This is a genomic window from Cellulomonas sp. WB94 (assembly GCF_003115775.1).
Lineage (GTDB): Bacteria > Actinomycetota > Actinomycetes > Actinomycetales > Cellulomonadaceae > Cellulomonas_A.
The window spans coordinates 14,523-33,426 of the sequence record NZ_QEES01000004.1 but is presented as its reverse complement, the minus strand read 5'-3'; the positions used below and the strand labels follow the sequence as shown (position 1 = coordinate 33,426).

Genomic DNA, 18,904 nt, shown 5'->3' with positions numbered 1-18,904 from the left:
CACCCGCCGCCTGGAAGGTCCGCATGCCCACGTCATCTCTGTCCCCGCTCGACGCCGACGGCATCGAGACGGCGCTCACGCAGGCCTTCGCGGCGCTGACAGCGGCCGCCGACCTTGACGAGCTGAAGACCGCGCGCCTCGAGCACGTCGGCGAGCGGAGCCCCCTCGCGCTTGCGAACCGTGAGATCGGACAGCTCGCCCCTGCCGACAAGGTCGTCGCGGGCAAGCTGCTCGGATCGGCGCGCGGCCGGCTCGGTGCGGCCCTGGCCGCGCGGCAGGCCGAGCTCGAGCTCGAGCGGGACGCGCGCGTGCTCGTCGACGAGGCGGTCGACGTCACCCTCCCGGTCGACCGGGCACCGCGCGGTGCGCGGCACCCGATCGAGACGGTGCAGGAGCGCGTCGGGGACATCTTCCTGGCCATGGGCTGGGAGATCGCCGACGGTCCCGAGGTCGAGGCCGAGTGGTTCAACTTCGACGCGCTGAACTTCGGCGTCGACCATCCGGCGCGGCAGATGCAGGACACATTCTTCGTCGAGCGACCGGACGGCGAGGCCTCCGGGCTGGTCTTGCGCACGCACACGTCTCCGGTGCAGGCCCGGACGATGCTCGAGCGCGACGTGCCGATCTACGTCGTCTGCCCGGGCAAGGTGTTCCGCACGGACGAGCTCGACGCGACGCACACCCCGGTGTTCCACCAGGTCGAGGGTCTCGCGGTCGACAAGGGCCTGACGATGGCGCACCTCAAGGGCACGCTCGACCACTTCGCGCGGGCGATGTTCGGCGACGAGGCGCGCACCCGTTTGCGGCCGTCGTTCTTCCCGTTCACCGAGCCCAGCGCCGAGATGGACCTGTGGTTCCCGCAGAAGAAGGGCGGGGCCGGCTGGATCGAGTGGGGGGGCTGCGGCATGGTCAACCCGCTCGTGCTGCGGGCCGCGGGGATCGACCCCGACGTCTACTCCGGCTTCGCGTTCGGGATGGGCATCGAGCGGACCCTGATGCTGAGGCACGGGATCGCCGACATGCACGACATGGTGGAGGGCGACGTCCGCTTCTCCCAGCAGTTCGGGACGGAGATCTGATGCCGCGCATCCCTCTGACATGGCTCGCCGAGCATGTCGATGTCCCCGCGGGCACCACCGCCGCGCAGCTCGCGGCCGACCTCGTCCGGGTCGGCCTCGAGGAGGAGGCGATCCACCCGGCCTCCGTCTCCGGTCCGCTCGTCGTCGGGGAGGTCGTCGAGCTGACGGCCGAGCCGCAGAAGAACGGCAAGACCGTCAACTGGTGCCGCGTCGACGTCGGTGCGCTCAACGAGGTCGCCGAGGACGGGTCGCTGCGTCCTCGCGGGATCGTGTGCGGCGCGCACAACTTCGTCGTCGGCGACCGCGTCGTCGTCGCGCTGCCCGGAGCCGTGCTGCCCGGACCGTTCCCGATCGCGTCGCGCAAGACCTACGGGCACGTGTCCGACGGCATGATCTGCTCCGCGCGCGAGCTGGGCCTCGGCGACGACCACACCGGGATCCTCGTGCTCTCGCCGCTCGACTTCGATGCTGAGCCGGGCACCGATGCGCGCGCCCTCCTCGGGCTCGGCGAGGAGGTGCTCGAGATCAACGTGACGCCCGACCGCGGCTACTGCTTCTCCATGCGCGGCGTCGCCCGCGAGTACGCCCACTCGACGGGCGCGACCTTCACCGACCACGGTCTCGCGACGACCGCCGAGCAGGCTCCTGCGGGCGGCTTCGCCGTCGAGCTGGCCGACGAGACACCGATCCACGACGTCGTCGGCGTGGACCGGTTCGTCGCACAGGTCGTGCGCGGGGTGGCAGCGTCGGGTCCGTCGCCCGCGTGGATGCAGCGCCGGCTGAGCCAGGCCGGCATGCGTCCGATCTCACTCGCGGTCGACGTCACCAACTACGTGATGCTCGACCTGGGTCAGCCGCTGCATGCCTACGACCTCGCGCAGGTTGCTGAGCCGATCGTCGTGCGTCGAGCCCAGCCGGGGGAGAAGCTCACGACGCTGGACGGCGTCGTGCGCACGCTCGACCCCGAGGACCTGCTCATCACCGACAGCCCCGACGGCGAGAGGTCAGGACGCGTCCTCGGCCTCGCGGGCGTCATGGGTGGGGCCACCAGCGAGGTCACCTCCGCGACGACCGACCTGCTCCTTGAGGCGGCCCACTTCGACCCGATCTCGATCGCCCGGACGGCACGCCGGCACAAGCTGCCCAGCGAGGCCGCGCGACGGTTCGAGCGCGGCGTCGACCCCCAGCTGCCGCGCGTCGCGGTCGCGCGGGCGGCGGCGCTCCTCGTCGAGCACGGAGGCGGCACGATCGACGACGCGACCACGGACGTCGACAGCACCAACGCACCCGCCCCCATCCGTCTGCCGCTCGGGATGCCCGGCCGGCTCGTCGGCGTCGACTACACCCCGTCCGAGGTCCGCGAGACCCTTGTCGAGATCGGTGCGGTCCTCACCGAGGCGCCTGACAGCGCTGTGGACGTGCTGCCGCCGACCTGGCGACCTGATCTCACGGCCCCCGTCGACCTCGTCGAGGAGATCGCGCGGCTGCGTGGCTACGACGCGATCCCGTCGGTGCTGCCGACTGCCCCCGCCGGCCGCGGGCTGACCGACGCCCAGCGCACGCGACGGTCGGTCGCGCGCGCCCTGGCGGATTCGGGGCTCACCGAGGTCCTCAGCTACCCGTTCGTCGGGAGCGAGCAGCTCGACGCGCTCGCCCTTCCCGCCGACGACCCGCGCCGTCGCGCGCTGCGGCTCGCCAACCCGCTGTCGGACGCCCAGCCGGAGCTGCGCACCAACCTGCTCGTCACCCTGCTCGACACGGCTCGCCGCAACGTCAGCCGCGGCATGGCGGACGTCGCGCTCTTCGAGGTGGGCCTCGTCACCCGTCCGGAGGCCGGTGCGCCGGTCGCGCCGCGGCTGCCCGGTGGCGTCCGGCCGACCGAGGCGGAGCTCGAAGCGCTGCACGCGGCCGTGCCGCCGCAGCCCCGACGCGTCGCCGGTGTCCTCGCCGGTGCCCGTGAGCGCGGCGGGTGGTGGGGCGCCGGGCGTCACGTCGACCACACGGACGCCATCGCGAGCGCGCAGCTCGTCGCTCGCACCGTGGGCGTCGACCTCGTCGTCCGATCGGACCCCGGGCACGCGCCCTGGCACCCGGGCCGGTGCGCGCGTCTCGAGACCGTCGCGGGCGTGCTCGTCGGGCATGCGGGCGAGCTGCACCCGAAGGTGGTCGCAGCGCTCGATCTGCCGGCGCGCGCGGTCGCGTTCGAGGTCGACCTGGACGTTCTCCTCGACGCCGCATCGACCGGTCCGCTCCAGGCGCGCGAGGTCTCGACGTTCCCTGTCGCGAAGGAGGACATCGCGCTCGTCGTGGACGCGGGCGTCCCGGCTGCCGAGCTCGAGGCCGCGGTGCGGTTCGGGGCGAACGCGAGCCCCGCCGGCGAGGTTCTCGAGGAGCTGCGGCTCTTCGACGTCTACACGGGCACGCAGGTCGGCGACGGCCGGAAGTCGCTCGCGTTCTCGCTGCGGCTCAGGGCTGCCGACCGGACGCTCACCGCCGAGGAGGCCGCGGGCGTTCGTGACGCCGTGGTCGCCGAGGCCCACCGGCGCTTCGGGGCCGAGCTGCGCGCGTAGCACGCCACGCTCTCGCCCTCGCGCCGCTCACGGCGCGAGGGTCCGTCCGGCGCGGGGGATCGGCTGCCCGACCGCTCCTGTGGCGAGCTCAGATCCCGCAGGAGTCGTCGACGCACGCGCCGGCGGCCTCGTCGGTGCCGGCCAGGGTCACGAGCGGGTTCGCCTCACGCCAGGCGGCCTCCAGCAGCCGACCGAAGACCTCGACCGGCTGCGCGCCCGACACCGCGATGCGGCGGCCCGCGACGAAGAACGGCACTCCGGTGACGCCCAGCTCGCGCGCCTCGGCCTCGTCGTGGCGGACGGCGTCGGCGGCGTGGTCGCCGGCAAGCACCGCGAGCACCGCGTCGTCGTCGAGCCCCGCAGCGCCGAACCCGGCGTCGGCGGCGATCTCGACGAGCACCGACGCCGTCCCGAGGTCCCCGCCGTGCGTGAACTGCGCCGCGAACAGGGCCTCGAGCGTGCGGTCGGCGAGCGCCGCCCCGCCGTGCTCGCGCGCGAGGTGCACGAGGCGGTGCGCATCGAACGTGTTGGCGGCGAGGGCTCGGTCGAAGTCGTACACGAGCCCGTTACCCGCGGCGACCTCGGTGACGTGCGCGAACATCTCCCGGATCCGCGCTTCGGGCGCGTGCATGCGCGCCGAGAGTGCGGCGATCTCGGGGACGCCAGGGCCGGCCGGGGTCTCGGGCGACAGCTCGTAGGAGCGCCAGACCACCTCGACCTCGTCGCGGTGGGGGAAGGCCTGCAGTGCGGCAGCGAACCGGCGTTTGCCGATGTAGCACCACGGGCAGGCGATGTCGGACCAGACCTCGACGAGCACGGTCGGGGTGGCGGTGGTGCGGGGGACGACGGGGGCGGTGGGGAGCGTGGCTGACGACGAGGCGGTCACGGAAGCAGCAGGACCTTTCCGGTGGTGGCACGCCCCTCGAGGGCGCGGTGAGCCTCGGCGGCGTCCGCCAAGGGGAACGTGGCGCCGATCCGGACGTCGAGCGAGCCGGCGGCGACCGCAGCGAACAGCTCGCCCGAGCGGAGCAGCAGCTCGTCACGGGTCGCGATGTAGCGGCCGATGGTGGGCCTGGTGAGGTAGACCGACCCGGCGGCGTTGAGCCGTTGGGGGTCGAAGGGTGGGACGGGCCCGGAGGCGGCGCCGAACAGGGCGAGACCGCCGCGCGGTCGCAGCGAGGCGAGCGACGCGTCGAACGTCGCGCGCCCGACGCCGTCGAACACGGTGTGGACCCCGGCGCCGTCGGTGAGCGCACGGACGGCGATCGGCAGGTCACGCGTGAGGTCCTCGAACTCGTCGTACCGGATGACATGGGTCGCCCCTGCGGCGCGCGAGAGCTCGGCCTTCGCCTCGGTCGAGACGGTCGAGATGACGCACGCTCCGCGCGCGACCGCGAGCTGTGTGAGCAGCAGGCCGACCCCGCCGGCGCCGGCGTGCACGAGCAGGACCTGCCCGGCGCTGACCGGGAACGTCGAGGTGACCAGGTAGTGGGCAGTCATGCCCTGCAGCAGCAGTGCGGCAGCGGTGTTCAGGTCGACCCCGTCCGGCACCGGCACCGCCGTGTCGGCGCGGACGGTCGCGATGGTCGCGTACGAGCCCGACGCGCCGGACGCCCACGCGACGCGGTCGCCGACGGCGAGCCCGGTCACGCCCGGTCCGACCGCGAGGACGGACCCCGCCCCCTCACCGCCCACGACGTGCGGGAACGGCATCGCGTAGATGCCTTCCCGCTTGTAGGTGTCGATGAAGTTGACGCCCGCCGCAGCGACCCCGACGGTCACCTCGCCGGGTCCCGGGGTGGGATCGGGGAGCTCCACGAGCTCGAGGACGTCTGGTCCGCCGGGGGCGGTGGCTTGGATGGCGCGCACGTCTGGACCAACACCACCGTGAGCTGCATTCATCCCGTCGCGGCGGCCCGCCCACGGGGGTGCCGGGCGCGTCGGTCAGGCTGCGTCGTCTCACGATGCGTACGGGGTCCCGCGAGGGGCCGCGGGGGTCGCACGATGGTGGCTGCTCGGCAGGGACCGGCACCGCGCCGGACCACCAGCGGAGGAGCGGCACGCATGAACGTGGCAGCAGACACGACGTCGGACAAGAACGCGCGGTACGCGCACCCGGAGCGGCTCGTCACCACGCAGTGGCTCGCGGACCATCTGGGGACCTCGGGACTCGTCGTCGTCGAGTCCGACGAGGACGTGCTGCTGTACGAGACGGGTCACATCCCCGGTGCCGTCAAGATCGACTGGCACACGGACCTCAACGACCCGGACGTCCGCGACTACATCGACGGCGAGCGCTTCGCCCGGCTGCTCGGGTCCAAGGGCATCACGCGGGACACGACGGTGGTCGTCTACGGCGACAAGGGCAACTGGTGGGCGGCGTACACGCTGTGGGTGCTCTCGTTGTTCGGCCACGAGGACGTCCGCCTGCTCGACGGCGGTCGTGGCCTCTGGATCGCCGAGGGGCGCGAGACGACGACGGACGCGGCGCGGCCGACCGCTGTCGAGTATCCCGTCGTCGAGCGCGACGACTCGACGCTCCGCGCGTTCAAGGACGACGTGCTGGCGCACCTGGGCGACCCGATCGTCGACATCCGTTCGCCGCGCGAGTACAACGGCGAGCTCGCGCACATGCCCGACTACCCGAACGAGGGGGCGCTGCGCACGGGCCACATCCCGACCGCACGCAACGTGCCGTGGGCGACCGCGGTCGCCGAGGACGGCACGTACCGGTCGCGGGACGAGCTCGCGGCGATCTACCAGGCGGGCGGCCTCGGTCTCCGGGACGACGACTCGGTCATCACGTACTGCCGCATCGGCGAGCGCTCGAGCCACACATGGTTCGCCCTCAAGCACCTGCTCGGGATCGAGCGGGTCCGCAACTACGACGGTTCGTGGACCGAGTGGGGCAACTCCGTCCGCGTCCCGATCGTCAAGGGCGACGAGCCCGGCGAGCTGCCCGGCTGACGACGCACCACCACCGGTGACGCGCCCCGCCACGGGTGGTGGGAGGATCCCGGCATGGCCGATGACCGCTCCGACGACGTCCCGGAGACCTTCGCGCGGATCCGCGACGAGTTCCTCGAGCTCTCCCAGGAGGACCGGCTGCTCCTCCTGCTGGACTTCTCGCGCGAGCTGCCCGAGCTGCCCGAGCGGTTCGCCAGCGCACCCGAGCTGCTCGAACGTGTCGAGGAGTGCCAGGCACCCGTGCGCGCGTTCACCGAGGTCGACGAGGCGGGCATCGTCCACTTCTATGCGTCTGCACCGCCGGAGGCGCCGACGACCCGCGGGTTCGCCGCCATCCTGGCGGAGGGCCTGGCCGGTCTGACCGCCGCGCAGGTCCTGGCGCTGCCCGACGACTACCCGTTCACGCTCGGCCTGACCGAGGCGGTCAGCCCGCTGCGGCTGCGGGGGATGAGCGGCATGCTGACCCGGACGAAGCGGCAGGTCAGCGAGCAGCTCGCGATATAGCGATTACATGAACGTGCATCCGAGTGTATATTCATGCGCATGACCTTCTCCGTGGCTGTCGCCGGCGCGAGCGGCTATGCGGGCGGCGAGATGCTCCGCCTCCTGCTCGCGCACCCGGACGCCGAGATCGGCGCCGTCACGGCCCACGCGAACGCCGGGACCCTCCTCGGTGAGCACCAGCCGCACCTGCGTGCGCTCGCGGGCCGCGTGCTCGCGCCCACCTCGGTCGCCGAGCTGGCCGGCCACGACGTCGTCGTGCTCGCTCTTCCCCACGGTGCGTCGGGCGCCGTCGCAGCCGAGCTGGGGGAGTCGTCGATCGTCCTGGACCTCGGGGCCGACCACCGGCTCGTCGACCCGGCGGCGTGGGAGCAGTTCTACCGCAGCCCGCACGCGGGCACCTGGCCGTACGGCCTGCCCGAGCTGCTCCATGCCGGCGAGCAGACGGCGGCCGCGCAGCGCGCGGTGCTCGCAGGGGCCCGTCGGATCGCTGTCCCCGGCTGCAACGTGACAGCCGTGACGCTCGGCCTCGCGCCCGGCGTGGCCGCGGGCGTGATCGACGCGACCGACCTTGTCGCGGTCCTCGCGAACGGCTACTCGGGGCGGGCAGGTCGCTCGCGACGCACCTGCTCGCGAGCGAGGCGCTGGGCTCGGCCCAGCCGTACGCCGTCGGCGGGACCCACCGCCACATCCCGGAGATCGAGCAGAACCTCTCGGCTGCCGGTGCGGCGCGGGTGCGCATCTCGTTCACGCCGACGCTCGTCCCGATGTCCCGGGGGATCCTCGCGACAGCGACGGCACGGCTCGCCGACGGCGCCGACCCGCGTGAGGTGCGCGCGGCGTGGGAGGCGGCCTACGCCGACGAGCCGTTCGTCCACCTGCTGCCCGCGGGGCAGTGGCCGACGACGGCCGCGACCCTCGGCGCGAACACCGCGCTCGTGCAGGTCGCCGTCGACGAGAGAGCCGGGCGGATCGTGACAGTGACAGCGATCGACAACCTGGTCAAGGGCACCGCCGGCGGAGCCCTCCAGTCCCTCAACCTCGCGCTCGGCCTGCCCGAGACGACCGGTCTTCCGGTGAACGGAGTCGCACCATGAGCGTCACCAGCCCGGGCGGGTTCCGCGCCGCGGGGGTCACCGCCGGCCTCAAGCAGTCCGGTCGGCCCGACCTTGCCCTCGTCGTCAACGACGGGCCGCTGCAGGTCGCGGCGGGCGTGTTCACGACCAACCGTGTCGTCGCGGCGCCGGTCGTGTGGTCGCGCCAGGCCGTCTCCGACGGCCTCGCCTCCGCGGTGGTGCTGAACTCCGGCGGGGCGAACGCGTGCACGGGGCCCGACGGGTTCGCGGACACGCACCGGACGGCAGAGCATGTCGGGACGGTGCTCGGGGTCTCAGCGGGCGACGTGCTCGTGTGCTCGACCGGCCTGATCGGCGAGCGACTGCCCATGGACACCCTGCTCGCGGGCGTCGACGCCGCAGCGGCAGCCCTGAGCCCCACGGGCGGCCCTGACGCTGCTGTCGCGATCATGACGACGGACACGGTCGCCAAGACCGTGCTCGTCGAGGGCGACGGCTGGTCGGTCGGCGGCATGGCCAAGGGCGCCGGGATGCTCGCACCGGGCCTGGCCACGATGCTCGTCGTGCTGACCACGGACGCGGTCGTGACGGCTGAGCAGGCCGATGCCGCGCTGCGCGCCGCGACCCGCACGACGTTCGACCGGGTCGACTCCGACGGCTGCATGTCCACCAACGACACCGTGCTGCTCCTGGCCTCGGGCGCATCGGGCGTGACGGCGACCCATGCCGAGCTGACCGACGCCGTCACGCACGCCGCCGCGCAGCTGGCCCGCAAGCTCGTCGGGGACGCCGAGGGCGCAAGCCACGACATCGCCGTGACCGTCACGAACGCCGAGACGGAGGCCGCGGCGGTCGCCGTCGCGCGCGCCGTGACCCGCTCGAACCTGTTCAAGGCCGCGGTCTTCGGCAACGACCCGAACTGGGGTCGTGTGCTCGCCGCCGTCGGCACGGTCCCGGTCGAGGTGGCCGCGTTCGATGCCGCCGCGCTCGACGTCACGATCAACGGCGTCCAGGTGTGCCGGGCCGGCGGCGTCGGCGACGACCGTGCGCTCGTCGACCTTGCGGCCGCCCGGGAGGTCCACGTGCTCGTCGACCTGCACGCGGGCGGCGCGACGGCGACGGTATGGACCAACGACCTCACGCACGACTACGTCCACGAGAACAGCGCGTACTCCACATGACCGACGAGAGCCAGGACTTCGTGTTCAACACCCGCACCGACCTGCGCGCCGACCAGAAGGCGGAGGTCCTCATCGAGGCCCTGCCCTGGCTGCAGCGGTTCTCCGGAGCGCTCGTCGTCGTGAAGTACGGCGGCAACGCGATGATCGACGAGGACCTCAAGCGCGCGTTCGCGCAGGACATGGTCTTCCTGCGGCAGGTCGGCCTGCGCCCCGTCGTCGTCCACGGCGGCGGTCCGCAGATCAGCACGATGCTCGACCGGCTCGGCATCCAGAGCGAGTTCCGCGGCGGGCTGCGGGTCACGACACCCGAGACGATGGACGTCGTCCGCATGGTGCTGACCGGTCAGGTCTCGCGCGAGCTCGTCGGTCTGATCAACGCGCACGGCCCCCACGCGGTCGGCCTGTCCGGCGAGGACGGCGGGCTGCTCCGGGCGCGCAAGCGCACCGCTGTGATCCAGGGCGAGCAGGTGGACATCGGTCTCGTGGGCGACGTCGTCGAGGTCAACCCGTCGGCTGTTCTCGACCTGCTCGACGCCGGGCGCATCCCCGTCGTCTCGACGGTCGCCCCCGACATCGACGACCCGACCCAGGTGCTCAATGTCAACGCCGACAGCGCGGCCGCCGCGCTCGCGATCGCGCTCGGTGCGCGCAAGCTCATCGTCCTGACCGACGTCGAAGGCCTCTACCGCGACTGGCCGGACACCGCGTCGCTGGTCCGCCGGATCCGTTCGAGCGAGCTCGCCGAGCTCCTGCCGGGCCTCGACGCAGGGATGCGGCCGAAGATGGAGGCCTGCCGGCGCGCGGTCGACGGCGGCGTGGGCCGCGCGCACGTCATCGACGGTCGCCTTCCGCACTCGATCCTCGTCGAGGTCTTCACCTCCGACGGCATCGGCACCATGGTGCTGCCCGACGACGAACCGGTCCCGTCGCCCTTCACCGGTCAGCTGCCTGTCGTGGACGCGCACGCACTCGGAGGGCACGCATGAGCGACGACGAGCTGACCCTGACGGCGTCGTCCCTCGTCGCGCCGGACTCGGGCGCGCACTGGACCCAGCGGTACTCCGCGGCGCTCATGAACACGTTCGGACCGCCGCAGCGCGTGCTCGTGCGCGGTGAGGGTCCCTACGTGTGGGACGCCGACGGCACGCGCTACCTCGACCTGCTCGGCGGCATCGCCGTCAACTCGCTCGGGCACGCGCACCCGACGCTGACCGCCGCGGTGTCCGCGCAGCTCGGAACCCTCGGTCATGTCTCGAACTTCTTCGCCTCGCCGGTGCAGATCGCGCTCGCCGAGCGGCTGCTGCACCTGGCCGGCGCACCCGACGGCTCGCGGGTCTTCTTCGCCAACTCGGGCACCGAGGCCAACGAGGCGCTGTTCAAGATGGCCCGTCGCACCGGACGCCGACGCATCATCGCGCTCGAGGGCTCGTTCCACGGCCGCACGATGGGCGCGCTCGCCATGACCTCGAAGGTGGCGTACCGCGAGCCCTTCGAGCCGCTTCCCGCCGGGGTCGAGTTCGTGCCGTTCGGCGACTCCGCGGCGCTCGAGGCCGTGTTCGCCGACGGCGGCGGGGACGTGGCCGCCGTTGTCGTCGAGACGATCCAGGGCGAGGCCGGCGTGCGCCCGCTGCCGCCCGGCTACCTCGCGCTCGCGCGTGAGCTCACGACGCGGTCGGGCGCGCTGCTGGCCGTCGACGAGGTGCAGACGGGCATGGGTCGCACGGGCGCGTGGTTCGCGCACCATCACCCGTACCTGGGCGGCGGCATCGTGCCGGACGTCGTCACGCTCGCCAAGGGGCTCGGCGGTGGCATCCCCATCGGCGCACTCATCGCCTATGGGGAGCACGCGGCGAGCCTCCTGGGCCGCGGCCAGCACGGCACGACGTTCGGCGGCAACCCGGTCGCGTCGGCCGCGGCCCTCGCGACGATCGGCGTCATCGAACGCGACGGCCTGCTCGCACACGTGCGCGACGTGGGGGCAGGGCTGCGCGCGGCCGTCGTCGCGCTCGGGCACCCGCTCGTGGTCGAGGCCCGCGGTGAGGGCCTGCTGATCGCGATCGAGCTGGCCCGGCCGGTCGCGGCACGGGTCGCGTCGCTCGCGCTCGATGCGGGCTTCATCGTCAACCCGTGCACGCCGAGCGTGCTGCGCCTCGCGCCGCCGTTCATCCTCACCGCCGAGCAGGCGGCCACGTTCACGGCGTTCCTCGCGGGGCTGCCGCACGACCTCGAACCGGAGAGCTGACATGGTGCGCCACTTCCTGCGTGACGACGAGCTGTCTCCGCGTGAGCAGCGCGAGGTCCTCGAGCTCGCCCTGGCCTTCCGCGACGACCGGTACATCCGCACGCCCCTCGCGGGTCCGCGTGCGGTGGCCGTGATCTTCGACAAGCCGACGCTGCGCACGCAGGTGTCGTTCACGACGGGTATCGCCGAGCTCGGCGGGTTCCCGCTGGTCGTCGACGGCAACCTGGCGAAGATCGGTGTGCGCGAGTCGATCACGGACACGGCGCGCGTCCTGGGCCGCCAGGTCGCGGCCATCGTCTGGCGCACCCACGCGCAGGAGCGCCTCGAGGAGATGGCCCGCGCGGCCGGCGTGCCCGTGGTGAACGCGCTGACCGACGAGTTCCACCCGTGCCAGGTGCTGGCCGATCTCCTCACGATCGCGCAGCACCGTGGCGGTGTGGGTGCCCTCGCCGGGCAGACTCTCGCGTTCGTGGGTGACGGTGCGAGCAACATGGCGCACTCGTACCTGCTGGGTGGCGCGACGGCAGGGCTGCACGTGCGGATCGGCACGCCCGCGAGCTACCTGCCCGACGCCGGAGTCCTGGCCGATGCGACCCGCATCGCGCTGAGCACCGGCGGCTCCGTCCTGGTCACGAACGACCTCGCGGAGGCCGTGACGGGTGCCGACGCGGTCGCGACCGACACGTGGGTGTCGATGGGCCAGGAGCACGAGGCCGAGGCGCGCGAGCTGCCGTTCGTCCCGTTCCGGCTCGACGCCGCAGCGCTCGCCCTGGCTGCCTCGGACGCGATCGTGCTGCACTGCCTCCCCGCCTACCGCGGCAAGGAGATCACCGCCGACGTGATCGACGGCCGGCAGTCGGTCGTCTGGGACGAGGCGGAGAACCGGCTGCACGCGCAGAAGGCCCTGCTCACGTGGGTCTTGGAGAAGGCATGAGCATCGACAGCGCCGTGGCCGGCCAGGGGCCGTCGTCGACGCCCAGCACCGTGCCACCGACCAAGGCAGCGCGGCATGCGCTCATCACCTCGGTCCTCGTCCGCCAACCCGTCCACTCGCAGTCCGAGCTCGCCGACGCCCTGGCGCAGGAGGGCGTGTCCGTGACCCAGGCGACCTTGTCGCGGGACCTCGTCGAGCTGCGCGCCGTCAAGATCCGGACCGCGGGGGGAGCGCTCGCGTACGCCGTCCCGGCAGAGGGTGGCAGCCGGACGCCCGCGCATGCGGCCGACGCCGAGGTGCTCGCAGCCCGGCTCGCGCGCCTGTGCGCCGAGCTGCTCGTCACCGCCGACGCCTCCGGCAACCTCGTCGTCCTCCGCACACCGCCGGGAGCCGCACAGTTCCTCGCGTCGGCGATCGACCACTCGGTCCTTACGGGAGTGCTCGGCACGATCGCGGGCGACGACACCGTCCTCGTGATAGCGCGCGAGGCCGAGGACGGCGGGACGGCGTCGGGCGGTGCGGCCGTCGCGGCCCGATTCCTGGCCCTGGCTGCCGAGGGTTGATCCAGCACCGCGACCGGACGGCCCCTCGTCCGCCGCTGACACACTTGAACCGCACCTTCGTTGAGAGAAGAGAACAGTCATGACTGAACGCGTCGTCCTCGCCTACTCGGGCGGTCTGGACACCTCTGTCGGCATCGGTTGGATCGCCGAGGCGACCGGGGCCGAGGTCATCGCCGTGGCGGTCGACGTCGGCCAGGGCGGGGAGGACCTCGAGGTCATCCGCCAGCGCGCGCTCGACTGCGGTGCCGTGGAGGCGTACGTCGCCGACGCGCGCGACGAGTTCGCATCCGAGTACTGCATGCCGACGCTCCAGGCGAACGCGCTGTACCTGGACCGCTACCCGCTGGTCTCGGCGATCTCGCGCCCGGTCATCGTGAAGCACCTCGTCCGCGCGGCGCGGCAGTTCGGCGCCGGGACGGTTGCGCACGGCTGCACCGGCAAGGGCAACGACCAGGTCCGCTTCGAGGTGGGCATCACGTCGCTCGCGCCGGACCTGAAGTGCCTCGCGCCGGTCCGGGACCTGGCCCTGACGCGCGACAAGGCCATCGAGTACGCGACGAGCCACTCCCTGCCGATCGCCACGACGAAGCACAACCCCTTCTCGATCGACCAGAACGTCTGGGGCCGCGCCGTCGAGACGGGCTTCCTCGAGGACATCTGGAACGCACCGACCAAGGACGTCTACACCTACACCGACGACCCGACCTTCCCGCCCGTCGCGGACGAGGTCGTCATCACGTTCGAGCAGGGTGTCCCCGTCGCTCTCGACGGTGTGCCGGTCACGCCGCTCCAGGCGATCCAGGAGATGAACCGCCGTGCGGGTGCGCAGGGCGTCGGGCGGATCGACATGGTCGAGGACCGCCTCGTCGGCATCAAGTCGCGCGAGGTCTACGAGGCGCCCGGTGCCGTGGCCCTGATCGCCGCGCACCAGGAGCTCGAGAACGTCACGGTCGAGCGCGAGCAGGCACGGTTCAAGCGGACAGTGAGCCAGCGCTGGACCGAGCTGGTGTACGACGGCCAGTGGTTCTCCCCGCTGAAGAAGTCCCTCGACGTCTTCATCGCCGACACCCAGCGCTACGTCTCGGGCGACGTCAGGATCGTGCTGCACGGCGGGCGAGCCACCGTGACGGGTCGGCGCAGCGACTCGAGCCTGTACGACTTCAACCTCGCGACGTACGACACCGGCGACACGTTCGACCAGTCGGCCGCGCGCGGGTTCATCGAGATCTACGGCCTGACGTCGAAGCTCTCGGCAGCGCGCGACGTGCGCTTCGGCAACGCCGAGGACCTCGGCCACGCCGGTGGGATCGTCGGTGCCTGAGTCGGTCGGGGCGGTTCCCGCGCCTGCCGCGGGCGCAGCGTCCGGTCGCGTCAGCCTGTGGGGCGGCCGGTTCGCGGGCGGGCCGGCCGACGCGCTCGCGGCGCTGTCGAAGTCGACGCACTTCGACTGGCGTCTCGCCGGCCACGACATCGCGGGCTCGATCGCGCACGCGCACGTGCTCCACGGCGCCGGTCTGCTCGACGACGCAGAGCTGGCGGGCATGGTCGATGCCCTGGAGCGGCTGCGTTCCGACGTCGCCTCCGGGGCTTTCGGCCCGGCGCCCGACGACGAGGACGTCCACACCGCTCTCGAGCGTGGCCTCATCGAGCGCGCCGGCAGCGACCTCGGCGGCAAGCTGCGCGCGGGCCGTTCGCGCAACGACCAGATCGCGACGCTGGTGCGGATGTACCTGCGCGAGCAGGCGCGCTCGCTCGGCGGGCTCGTCCTGGACGTCGTCGACGCGTTCGTCGGGCAGGCCGCGGCCGCCGGTGAGGCGCCGATGCCGGGCCGTACCCACATGCAGCACGCCCAGCCCGTCCTCCTCGCGCACCACCTGCTCGCGCACGCGTGGCCGCTGCTGCGCGACGTCGAGCGGTGGGTCGACTGGGACTCCCGCGCGGCTCGCTCGCCGTACGGATCGGGGGCGCTCGCGGGTTCATCGCTCGGCCTCGACCCTGCGGCGGTGGCCGCGGAGCTGGGCTTCGACGGTCCGGTGGAGAACTCGATCGACGGGACCGCGTCACGTGACGCGGTCGCCGAGTTCGCGTTCGTCGCCGCGATGACGGGGATCGACCTGTCCCGGTTCGCGGAGGAGGTCGTCCTGTGGGCGACCAAGGAGTTCGGGTTCGTCCGCCTCGACGACGCGTACTCGACCGGGTCGAGCATCATGCCGCAGAAGAAGAACCCGGACGTCGCCGAGCTGGCTCGCGGGAAGGCCGGACGGATGATCGGGGACCTCACCGGGCTCCTGGCGACGCTCAAGGGCCTGCCGCTCGCCTACAACCGCGACCTCCAGGAGGACAAGGAGCCGGTCTTCGACCAGGTCGACACGCTCGCGGTCCTCCTGCCGGCGTTCGCCGGCATGGTCGCGACGCTCACGTTCGACACGGACCGGCTCGCCGAGCTCGCCCCTCAGGGTTTCTCGCTCGCGACCGACGTCGCCGAGTGGCTCGTCCGCGAGGGTGTGCCGTTCCGGGTCGCGCACGAGGTCGCCGGGGCGTGCGTCCAGGCCTGCGAGGCGCGCGGCATCGAGCTGTGGGACCTGTCCGACGACGACCTCGCGGCGGTCTCCAGCCACCTGACTCCCGAGGTCCGCGCGGTGCTCACGGTGACCGGCTCTCTGGCGTCTCGGTCGGCGTTCGGCGGCACCGCCCCCGCGCGGGTCGCCGAACAGCTGACCCGGGCCACTGCCCGCGCGGCCGAGCTGCGTCGCTGGACGTCCTGACTGTCGTGGCCACGTGATCGTTCCGGCGGGGCCCGACGCCAGTGAGCGCGACGACGCCGCGACGTGGGTCGCCTCGCAGGTCCTGGCCCGGACCCCGCGGCTCGGCCAGGTCCGGCTCGTGTGCGTCGACGGCCCTGCGGGTTCGGGCAAGACGTCGTTCGCGGCTCGGCTGGCCGATCGGCTCGGCGGCGACGGGGTCCGCGTCGGTACGGTGCACCTCGACGACCTGTACGAGGGCTGGTCAGGTCTTGAGGGGTCGCTCTGGCCACGGCTCGCAGCCCAGGTGCTCGAGCCTCTGCGGTCCGCAAGCCCTGGCCGCTTCCAGCGCTACGACTGGTTCGCCGGCGGGTTCGCCGACTGGGTCGACGTTCCCGTCCCGGAGGTGCTCGTGCTGGAGGGCTGCGGCGCCGCACGGCTGGCTGCTGCGCCCGATGCCGTGCTGACCGTGTGGGTCGAGGCACCTGCAGAGCTGCGGCTGGCGCGCGGCCTCGAGCGGGACGGCGAGGCGATGCGCGACGCGTGGGTCGCGTGGTCGGAGACGGAGGCTGCGCACTTCGAGCGCGAGCGGACCCGGGCGCGTGCGGACGTCCGGCTGGACGCGTACGGCAGGATGACGGCGTGAGCACCGGACCGGGTGACGTCGGGCGCGTGGGTGTGGTTCCCGCGCACGTCTGGTACGCCCGGAGCGCCCTCGCGGTCGCGGTCGACCTGCTCGGCGCCTGGATCACGACGCGGTCGCCCGAGGGCGATGTCACGGTCCGCATCACCGAGGTCGAGGCGTACGGCGGCGCGGACGACCCGGGCTCGCACGCGTTCCGAGGTCGTTCCGCGCGCAACGACGCGATGTTCGCCGAGCCCGGTCGGCTCTACGTGTACCGGCATCTCGGCCTGCACTTCTGCGTCAACATCGTGACCCTGCCGACCGGGCACCCGTCGGCCGTCCTCCTGCGCGCCGGGGAGGTCGTCGAGGGTGCTGAGCTCGCGTGGGCGCGCCGGTCGCGGGCGGGGGTGGTCGACAGCGACCGACAGCTCGCACGGGGACCCGCGCGGCTCGCTGTCGCGCTGGGGCTGGACCTGAGCGCCAACCGGGCCGACGTGACGGAGGCCGGGGGAGCCGTCGTCGTGCACCGTCGGGAGAACGCGACCCGCCCAGCGCTCGCGTCAGGTCCGCGCGTGGGGGTCAGCGGCGAGGGGGCCGACGGCGCACGGTTCCCGTGGCGCCTGTGGCTCGTCGGCGAGCCCACGGTGTCGCCGTTCCGTCGCGCCTACCGGTCGTCGTCGCCGCGCAGCGGTCCGACCGGCGGGACGCCGGGCCAGTGAACCTCCCCGGGCACGGCAGACTGTCCCGAGCAACCTTCGAGGAGACACCTGTGACGCACATCGTCGACGAGCTCGCCTGGCGCGGCCTCGTCGCCCAGACCACCGAGCCCACCGCCCTGAGGGCTGAGCTCGACGCCGGTCCGGTCAGCCTGTACTGCGGCTTCGACCCGACCGCGCCGAGCCTGCACATCGGGAACCTGGTGCAGATCCTCACCGTGCGCCGGCTGCAGCTCGCCGGCCACAAGCCTTACGCGCTCGTGGGCGGCGCGACCGGGCTCATCGGAGACCCGAAGATGACTGGCGAGCGCACGCTCAACGACCCCGAGGTCGTCGCGGGGTGGGTGGACCGGATCCGGCGGCAGATCGAGCCGTTGCTCGACTTCGACGGCCCCGCGGGGGCCACGATGGTCAACAACCTGGACTGGACGGCGTCGCTCTCGGCGATCGACTTCCTGCGCGGCGTCGGCAAGCACTACCGCCTGGGCACGATGCTCGCGAAGGACACCGTCGCGCGGCGTCTGAACAGCGACCAGGGCATCAGCTTCACGGAGTTCAGCTACCAGATCCTGCAGGGCATGGACTTCCTCGAGCTGCACCGTCGGTACGGGGTGAGCCTGCAGACGGGCGGCAACGACCAGTGGGGCAACCTGCTGTCGGGCGTGGAGCTCGTCCGGAAGGTCGAGGGGGTCGGCGTGCACGCGCTCGCGACCCCGCTCATCACGAAGGCCGACGGCACGAAGTTCGGCAAGACGGAGACAGGCACCGTGTGGCTCGACCCGGAGCTGACGAGCCCGTACGCCTTCTACCAGTTCTGGCTCAACGCGGAGGACGACGCCGTCCTGGGACATCTCAAGGTGTTCACGTTCCGCACGCGCGACGAGCTCGATGACCTCGCTCAGACGACTGCCGAGCGTCCTGCGGCTCGCGAGGCTCAACGCACGCTCGCCTACGACGTGACCGCGCTGGTCCACGGCGCCGAGGCGGCCGACAAGGTGGTGGCCGCGAGCCAGGCCCTGTTCGGACGGGGCGACCTCCGCATGCTCGACGAGTCCACGCTCGGCGCCGCGGTCGCGGAGCTGCCATCGGCGCCGGCTCGTGCGGGCGACCTCGTGGTGGACGTGCTCGCTGCGAGCGGTGTCGTCGCGAGCAAGGCGGCCGCACGGCGTGCGATCGCTGAGGGGGGCGCATCGATCAACAACGTCAAGGTGGTCGACGAGGACGCGGTTCTGGCTCAGGAGGACCTCCTCCACGGTCGGTGGGCCGTCCTGCGGCGCGGCAAGCGAACCCTCGCTGTCGCCGACGCACGGGCCTGACGCCGTCCCCACATCGGAACCAGGAGCGTCGTCGCAGGCCACAGGACTGCACCGGACGTCTGCCGGGCCCGGGGACCGGCGCGATTTGACGGTCCGGCCCGGCGCTGCGTAGTGTTCACGTTGTCGCCCGGCAGGGAGGAACGGACACCGAGAAGGACCAGTGATGGTCCGGGCGGTGGCTGGTCCCCGAAGGCGTCCAACCCCAGCAAGGACACCAGGCGCTTCTGGCGCCTGATACGTCGTGTCGGGAGAGAGTCCACTGGCCGGCCGCGATGAGCGGAACCGAGCAGTGAAAGTCTCGGGTAGTATTGAACGGTTGCCTCCGGGCGGGTCGAAGGGCCTTGCGGGATGCGCGTCTGTTCCTTGAGAACTCAACAGTGTGCCAAGTAGTCG

General features: G+C 72.6%; 16 protein-coding genes and 1 pseudogene. 15 read left to right on the top strand and 2 right to left on the bottom strand.

The annotated features are described in order from the left end of the window. Positions 1-23: 23 nt before the first annotated feature. Both pheS and pheT read left to right on the top strand, forming a co-directional pair. On the top strand, positions 24-1,079 hold the full coding sequence (gene pheS / locus DDP54_RS14775; protein ID WP_109132772.1) for a phenylalanine--tRNA ligase subunit alpha: 1,056 nt from the start codon (positions 24-26) through the stop codon (positions 1,077-1,079). After that, a complete protein-coding gene (pheT, locus tag DDP54_RS14770) occupies positions 1,079-3,649 on the top strand; it encodes a phenylalanine--tRNA ligase subunit beta (protein WP_109132771.1) in 2,571 nt (856 codons plus the stop codon). The genes pheS and pheT overlap by 1 nt, the downstream gene beginning before the upstream one ends. An 88-nt stretch (positions 3,650-3,737) precedes the next feature. Here pheT and DDP54_RS14765 read toward each other — a convergent pair whose 3' ends face one another. Next, positions 3,738-4,535 carry a DsbA family oxidoreductase gene (locus DDP54_RS14765; RefSeq protein WP_242448501.1) on the bottom strand — a complete coding sequence of 266 codons (798 nt, stop codon included), beginning with the start codon at positions 4,533-4,535 and terminating at the stop codon, positions 3,738-3,740. Then, positions 4,532-5,518: a quinone oxidoreductase gene (locus tag DDP54_RS14760; RefSeq protein ID WP_109132770.1), complete on the bottom strand. Its 987-nt coding sequence runs from the start codon at positions 5,516-5,518 to the stop codon at positions 4,532-4,534. The genes DDP54_RS14765 and DDP54_RS14760 overlap by 4 nt, the downstream gene beginning before the upstream one ends. A 195-nt stretch (positions 5,519-5,713) precedes the next feature. On the opposite strand from DDP54_RS14760, the gene DDP54_RS14755 reads away from it, so the two are divergent. From DDP54_RS14755 to tyrS, 13 genes and pseudogenes are all read left to right on the top strand, one after another. Then, positions 5,714-6,616 (top strand): sulfurtransferase, encoded by a 903-nt coding sequence (locus tag DDP54_RS14755; RefSeq protein ID WP_109132769.1) that lies wholly within the window; start codon positions 5,714-5,716, stop codon positions 6,614-6,616. 54 nt (positions 6,617-6,670) lie between these two features. Further along, on the top strand, positions 6,671-7,120 hold the full coding sequence (locus DDP54_RS14750; RefSeq protein WP_109132768.1) for a SufE family protein: 450 nt from the start codon (positions 6,671-6,673) through the stop codon (positions 7,118-7,120). A gap of 39 nt (positions 7,121-7,159) precedes the next feature. Next, positions 7,160-8,214 (top strand): annotated as a pseudogene (argC, locus tag DDP54_RS14745) (N-acetyl-gamma-glutamyl-phosphate reductase). Next, a complete protein-coding gene (gene argJ, locus DDP54_RS14740) occupies positions 8,211-9,374 on the top strand; it encodes a bifunctional glutamate N-acetyltransferase/amino-acid acetyltransferase ArgJ (protein WP_109132767.1) in 1,164 nt (387 codons plus the stop codon). Before argC ends, argJ begins: the two are co-directional and overlap by 4 nt. Further along, complete coding sequence (gene argB, locus DDP54_RS14735) at positions 9,371-10,360, top strand: acetylglutamate kinase (RefSeq protein WP_109132766.1); 990 nt, start codon at positions 9,371-9,373, stop codon at positions 10,358-10,360. Before argJ ends, argB begins: the two co-directional genes overlap by 4 nt. Further along, the gene (locus DDP54_RS14730; RefSeq protein ID WP_109132765.1) at positions 10,357-11,616 is read left to right on the top strand and encodes an acetylornithine transaminase; all 1,260 of its coding nucleotides are present in this window, start codon (positions 10,357-10,359) and stop codon (positions 11,614-11,616) included. Before argB ends, DDP54_RS14730 begins: the two co-directional genes overlap by 4 nt. Position 11,617: 1 nt before the next feature. Then, complete coding sequence (gene argF / locus DDP54_RS14725; protein WP_109132764.1) at positions 11,618-12,550, top strand: ornithine carbamoyltransferase; 933 nt, start codon at positions 11,618-11,620, stop codon at positions 12,548-12,550. Beyond that, positions 12,547-13,113, top strand: coding sequence for an arginine repressor (locus DDP54_RS14720; RefSeq protein WP_109132763.1), 567 nt, complete (start codon positions 12,547-12,549; stop codon positions 13,111-13,113). Before argF ends, DDP54_RS14720 begins: the two co-directional genes overlap by 4 nt. A 79-nt stretch (positions 13,114-13,192) precedes the next feature. Beyond that, the gene (locus DDP54_RS14715; protein ID WP_109132762.1) at positions 13,193-14,434 is read left to right on the top strand and encodes an argininosuccinate synthase; all 1,242 of its coding nucleotides are present in this window, start codon (positions 13,193-13,195) and stop codon (positions 14,432-14,434) included. Continuing rightward, positions 14,427-15,878: an argininosuccinate lyase gene (gene argH / locus DDP54_RS14710; RefSeq protein ID WP_109132869.1), complete on the top strand. Its 1,452-nt coding sequence runs from the start codon at positions 14,427-14,429 to the stop codon at positions 15,876-15,878. Before DDP54_RS14715 ends, argH begins: the two co-directional genes overlap by 8 nt. A gap of 13 nt (positions 15,879-15,891) precedes the next feature. Then, positions 15,892-16,500, top strand: coding sequence for a uridine kinase (locus DDP54_RS14705; RefSeq protein WP_242448500.1), 609 nt, complete (start codon positions 15,892-15,894; stop codon positions 16,498-16,500). Further along, entirely contained in the window at positions 16,497-17,198 is a 702-nt protein-coding gene (locus tag DDP54_RS14700; RefSeq protein WP_109132761.1) for a DNA-3-methyladenine glycosylase, read from the top strand. The genes DDP54_RS14705 and DDP54_RS14700 overlap by 4 nt, the downstream gene beginning before the upstream one ends. 50 nt (positions 17,199-17,248) lie before the next feature. Then, a complete protein-coding gene (gene tyrS, locus DDP54_RS14695; protein ID WP_109132760.1) occupies positions 17,249-18,511 on the top strand; it encodes a tyrosine--tRNA ligase in 1,263 nt (420 codons plus the stop codon). Positions 18,512-18,904: the final 393 nt, after the last annotated feature.

Excerpts from the sequence above, each read along its gene's own strand:
- DDP54_RS14750 (WP_109132768.1), top strand. The coding sequence starts at position 6,671 with ATGGCCGATGACCGCTCCGACGACGTCCCGGAGACCTTCGCGCGGATC.
- argB (WP_109132766.1), top strand. The coding sequence starts at position 9,371 with ATGACCGACGAGAGCCAGGACTTCGTGTTCAACACCCGCACCGACCTG.
- DDP54_RS14720 (WP_109132763.1), top strand. The coding sequence starts at position 12,547 with ATGAGCATCGACAGCGCCGTGGCCGGCCAGGGGCCGTCGTCGACGCCC.
- DDP54_RS14715 (WP_109132762.1), top strand. The coding sequence starts at position 13,193 with ATGACTGAACGCGTCGTCCTCGCCTACTCGGGCGGTCTGGACACCTCT.
- pheT (WP_109132771.1), top strand. The coding sequence starts at position 1,079 with ATGCCGCGCATCCCTCTGACATGGCTCGCCGAGCATGTCGATGTCCCC.
- pheS (WP_109132772.1), top strand. The coding sequence starts at position 24 with ATGCCCACGTCATCTCTGTCCCCGCTCGACGCCGACGGCATCGAGACG.
- DDP54_RS14755 (WP_109132769.1), top strand. The coding sequence starts at position 5,714 with ATGAACGTGGCAGCAGACACGACGTCGGACAAGAACGCGCGGTACGCG.
- DDP54_RS14730 (WP_109132765.1), top strand. The coding sequence starts at position 10,357 with ATGAGCGACGACGAGCTGACCCTGACGGCGTCGTCCCTCGTCGCGCCG.
- argJ (WP_109132767.1), top strand. The coding sequence starts at position 8,211 with ATGAGCGTCACCAGCCCGGGCGGGTTCCGCGCCGCGGGGGTCACCGCC.
- argF (WP_109132764.1), top strand. The coding sequence starts at position 11,618 with ATGGTGCGCCACTTCCTGCGTGACGACGAGCTGTCTCCGCGTGAGCAG.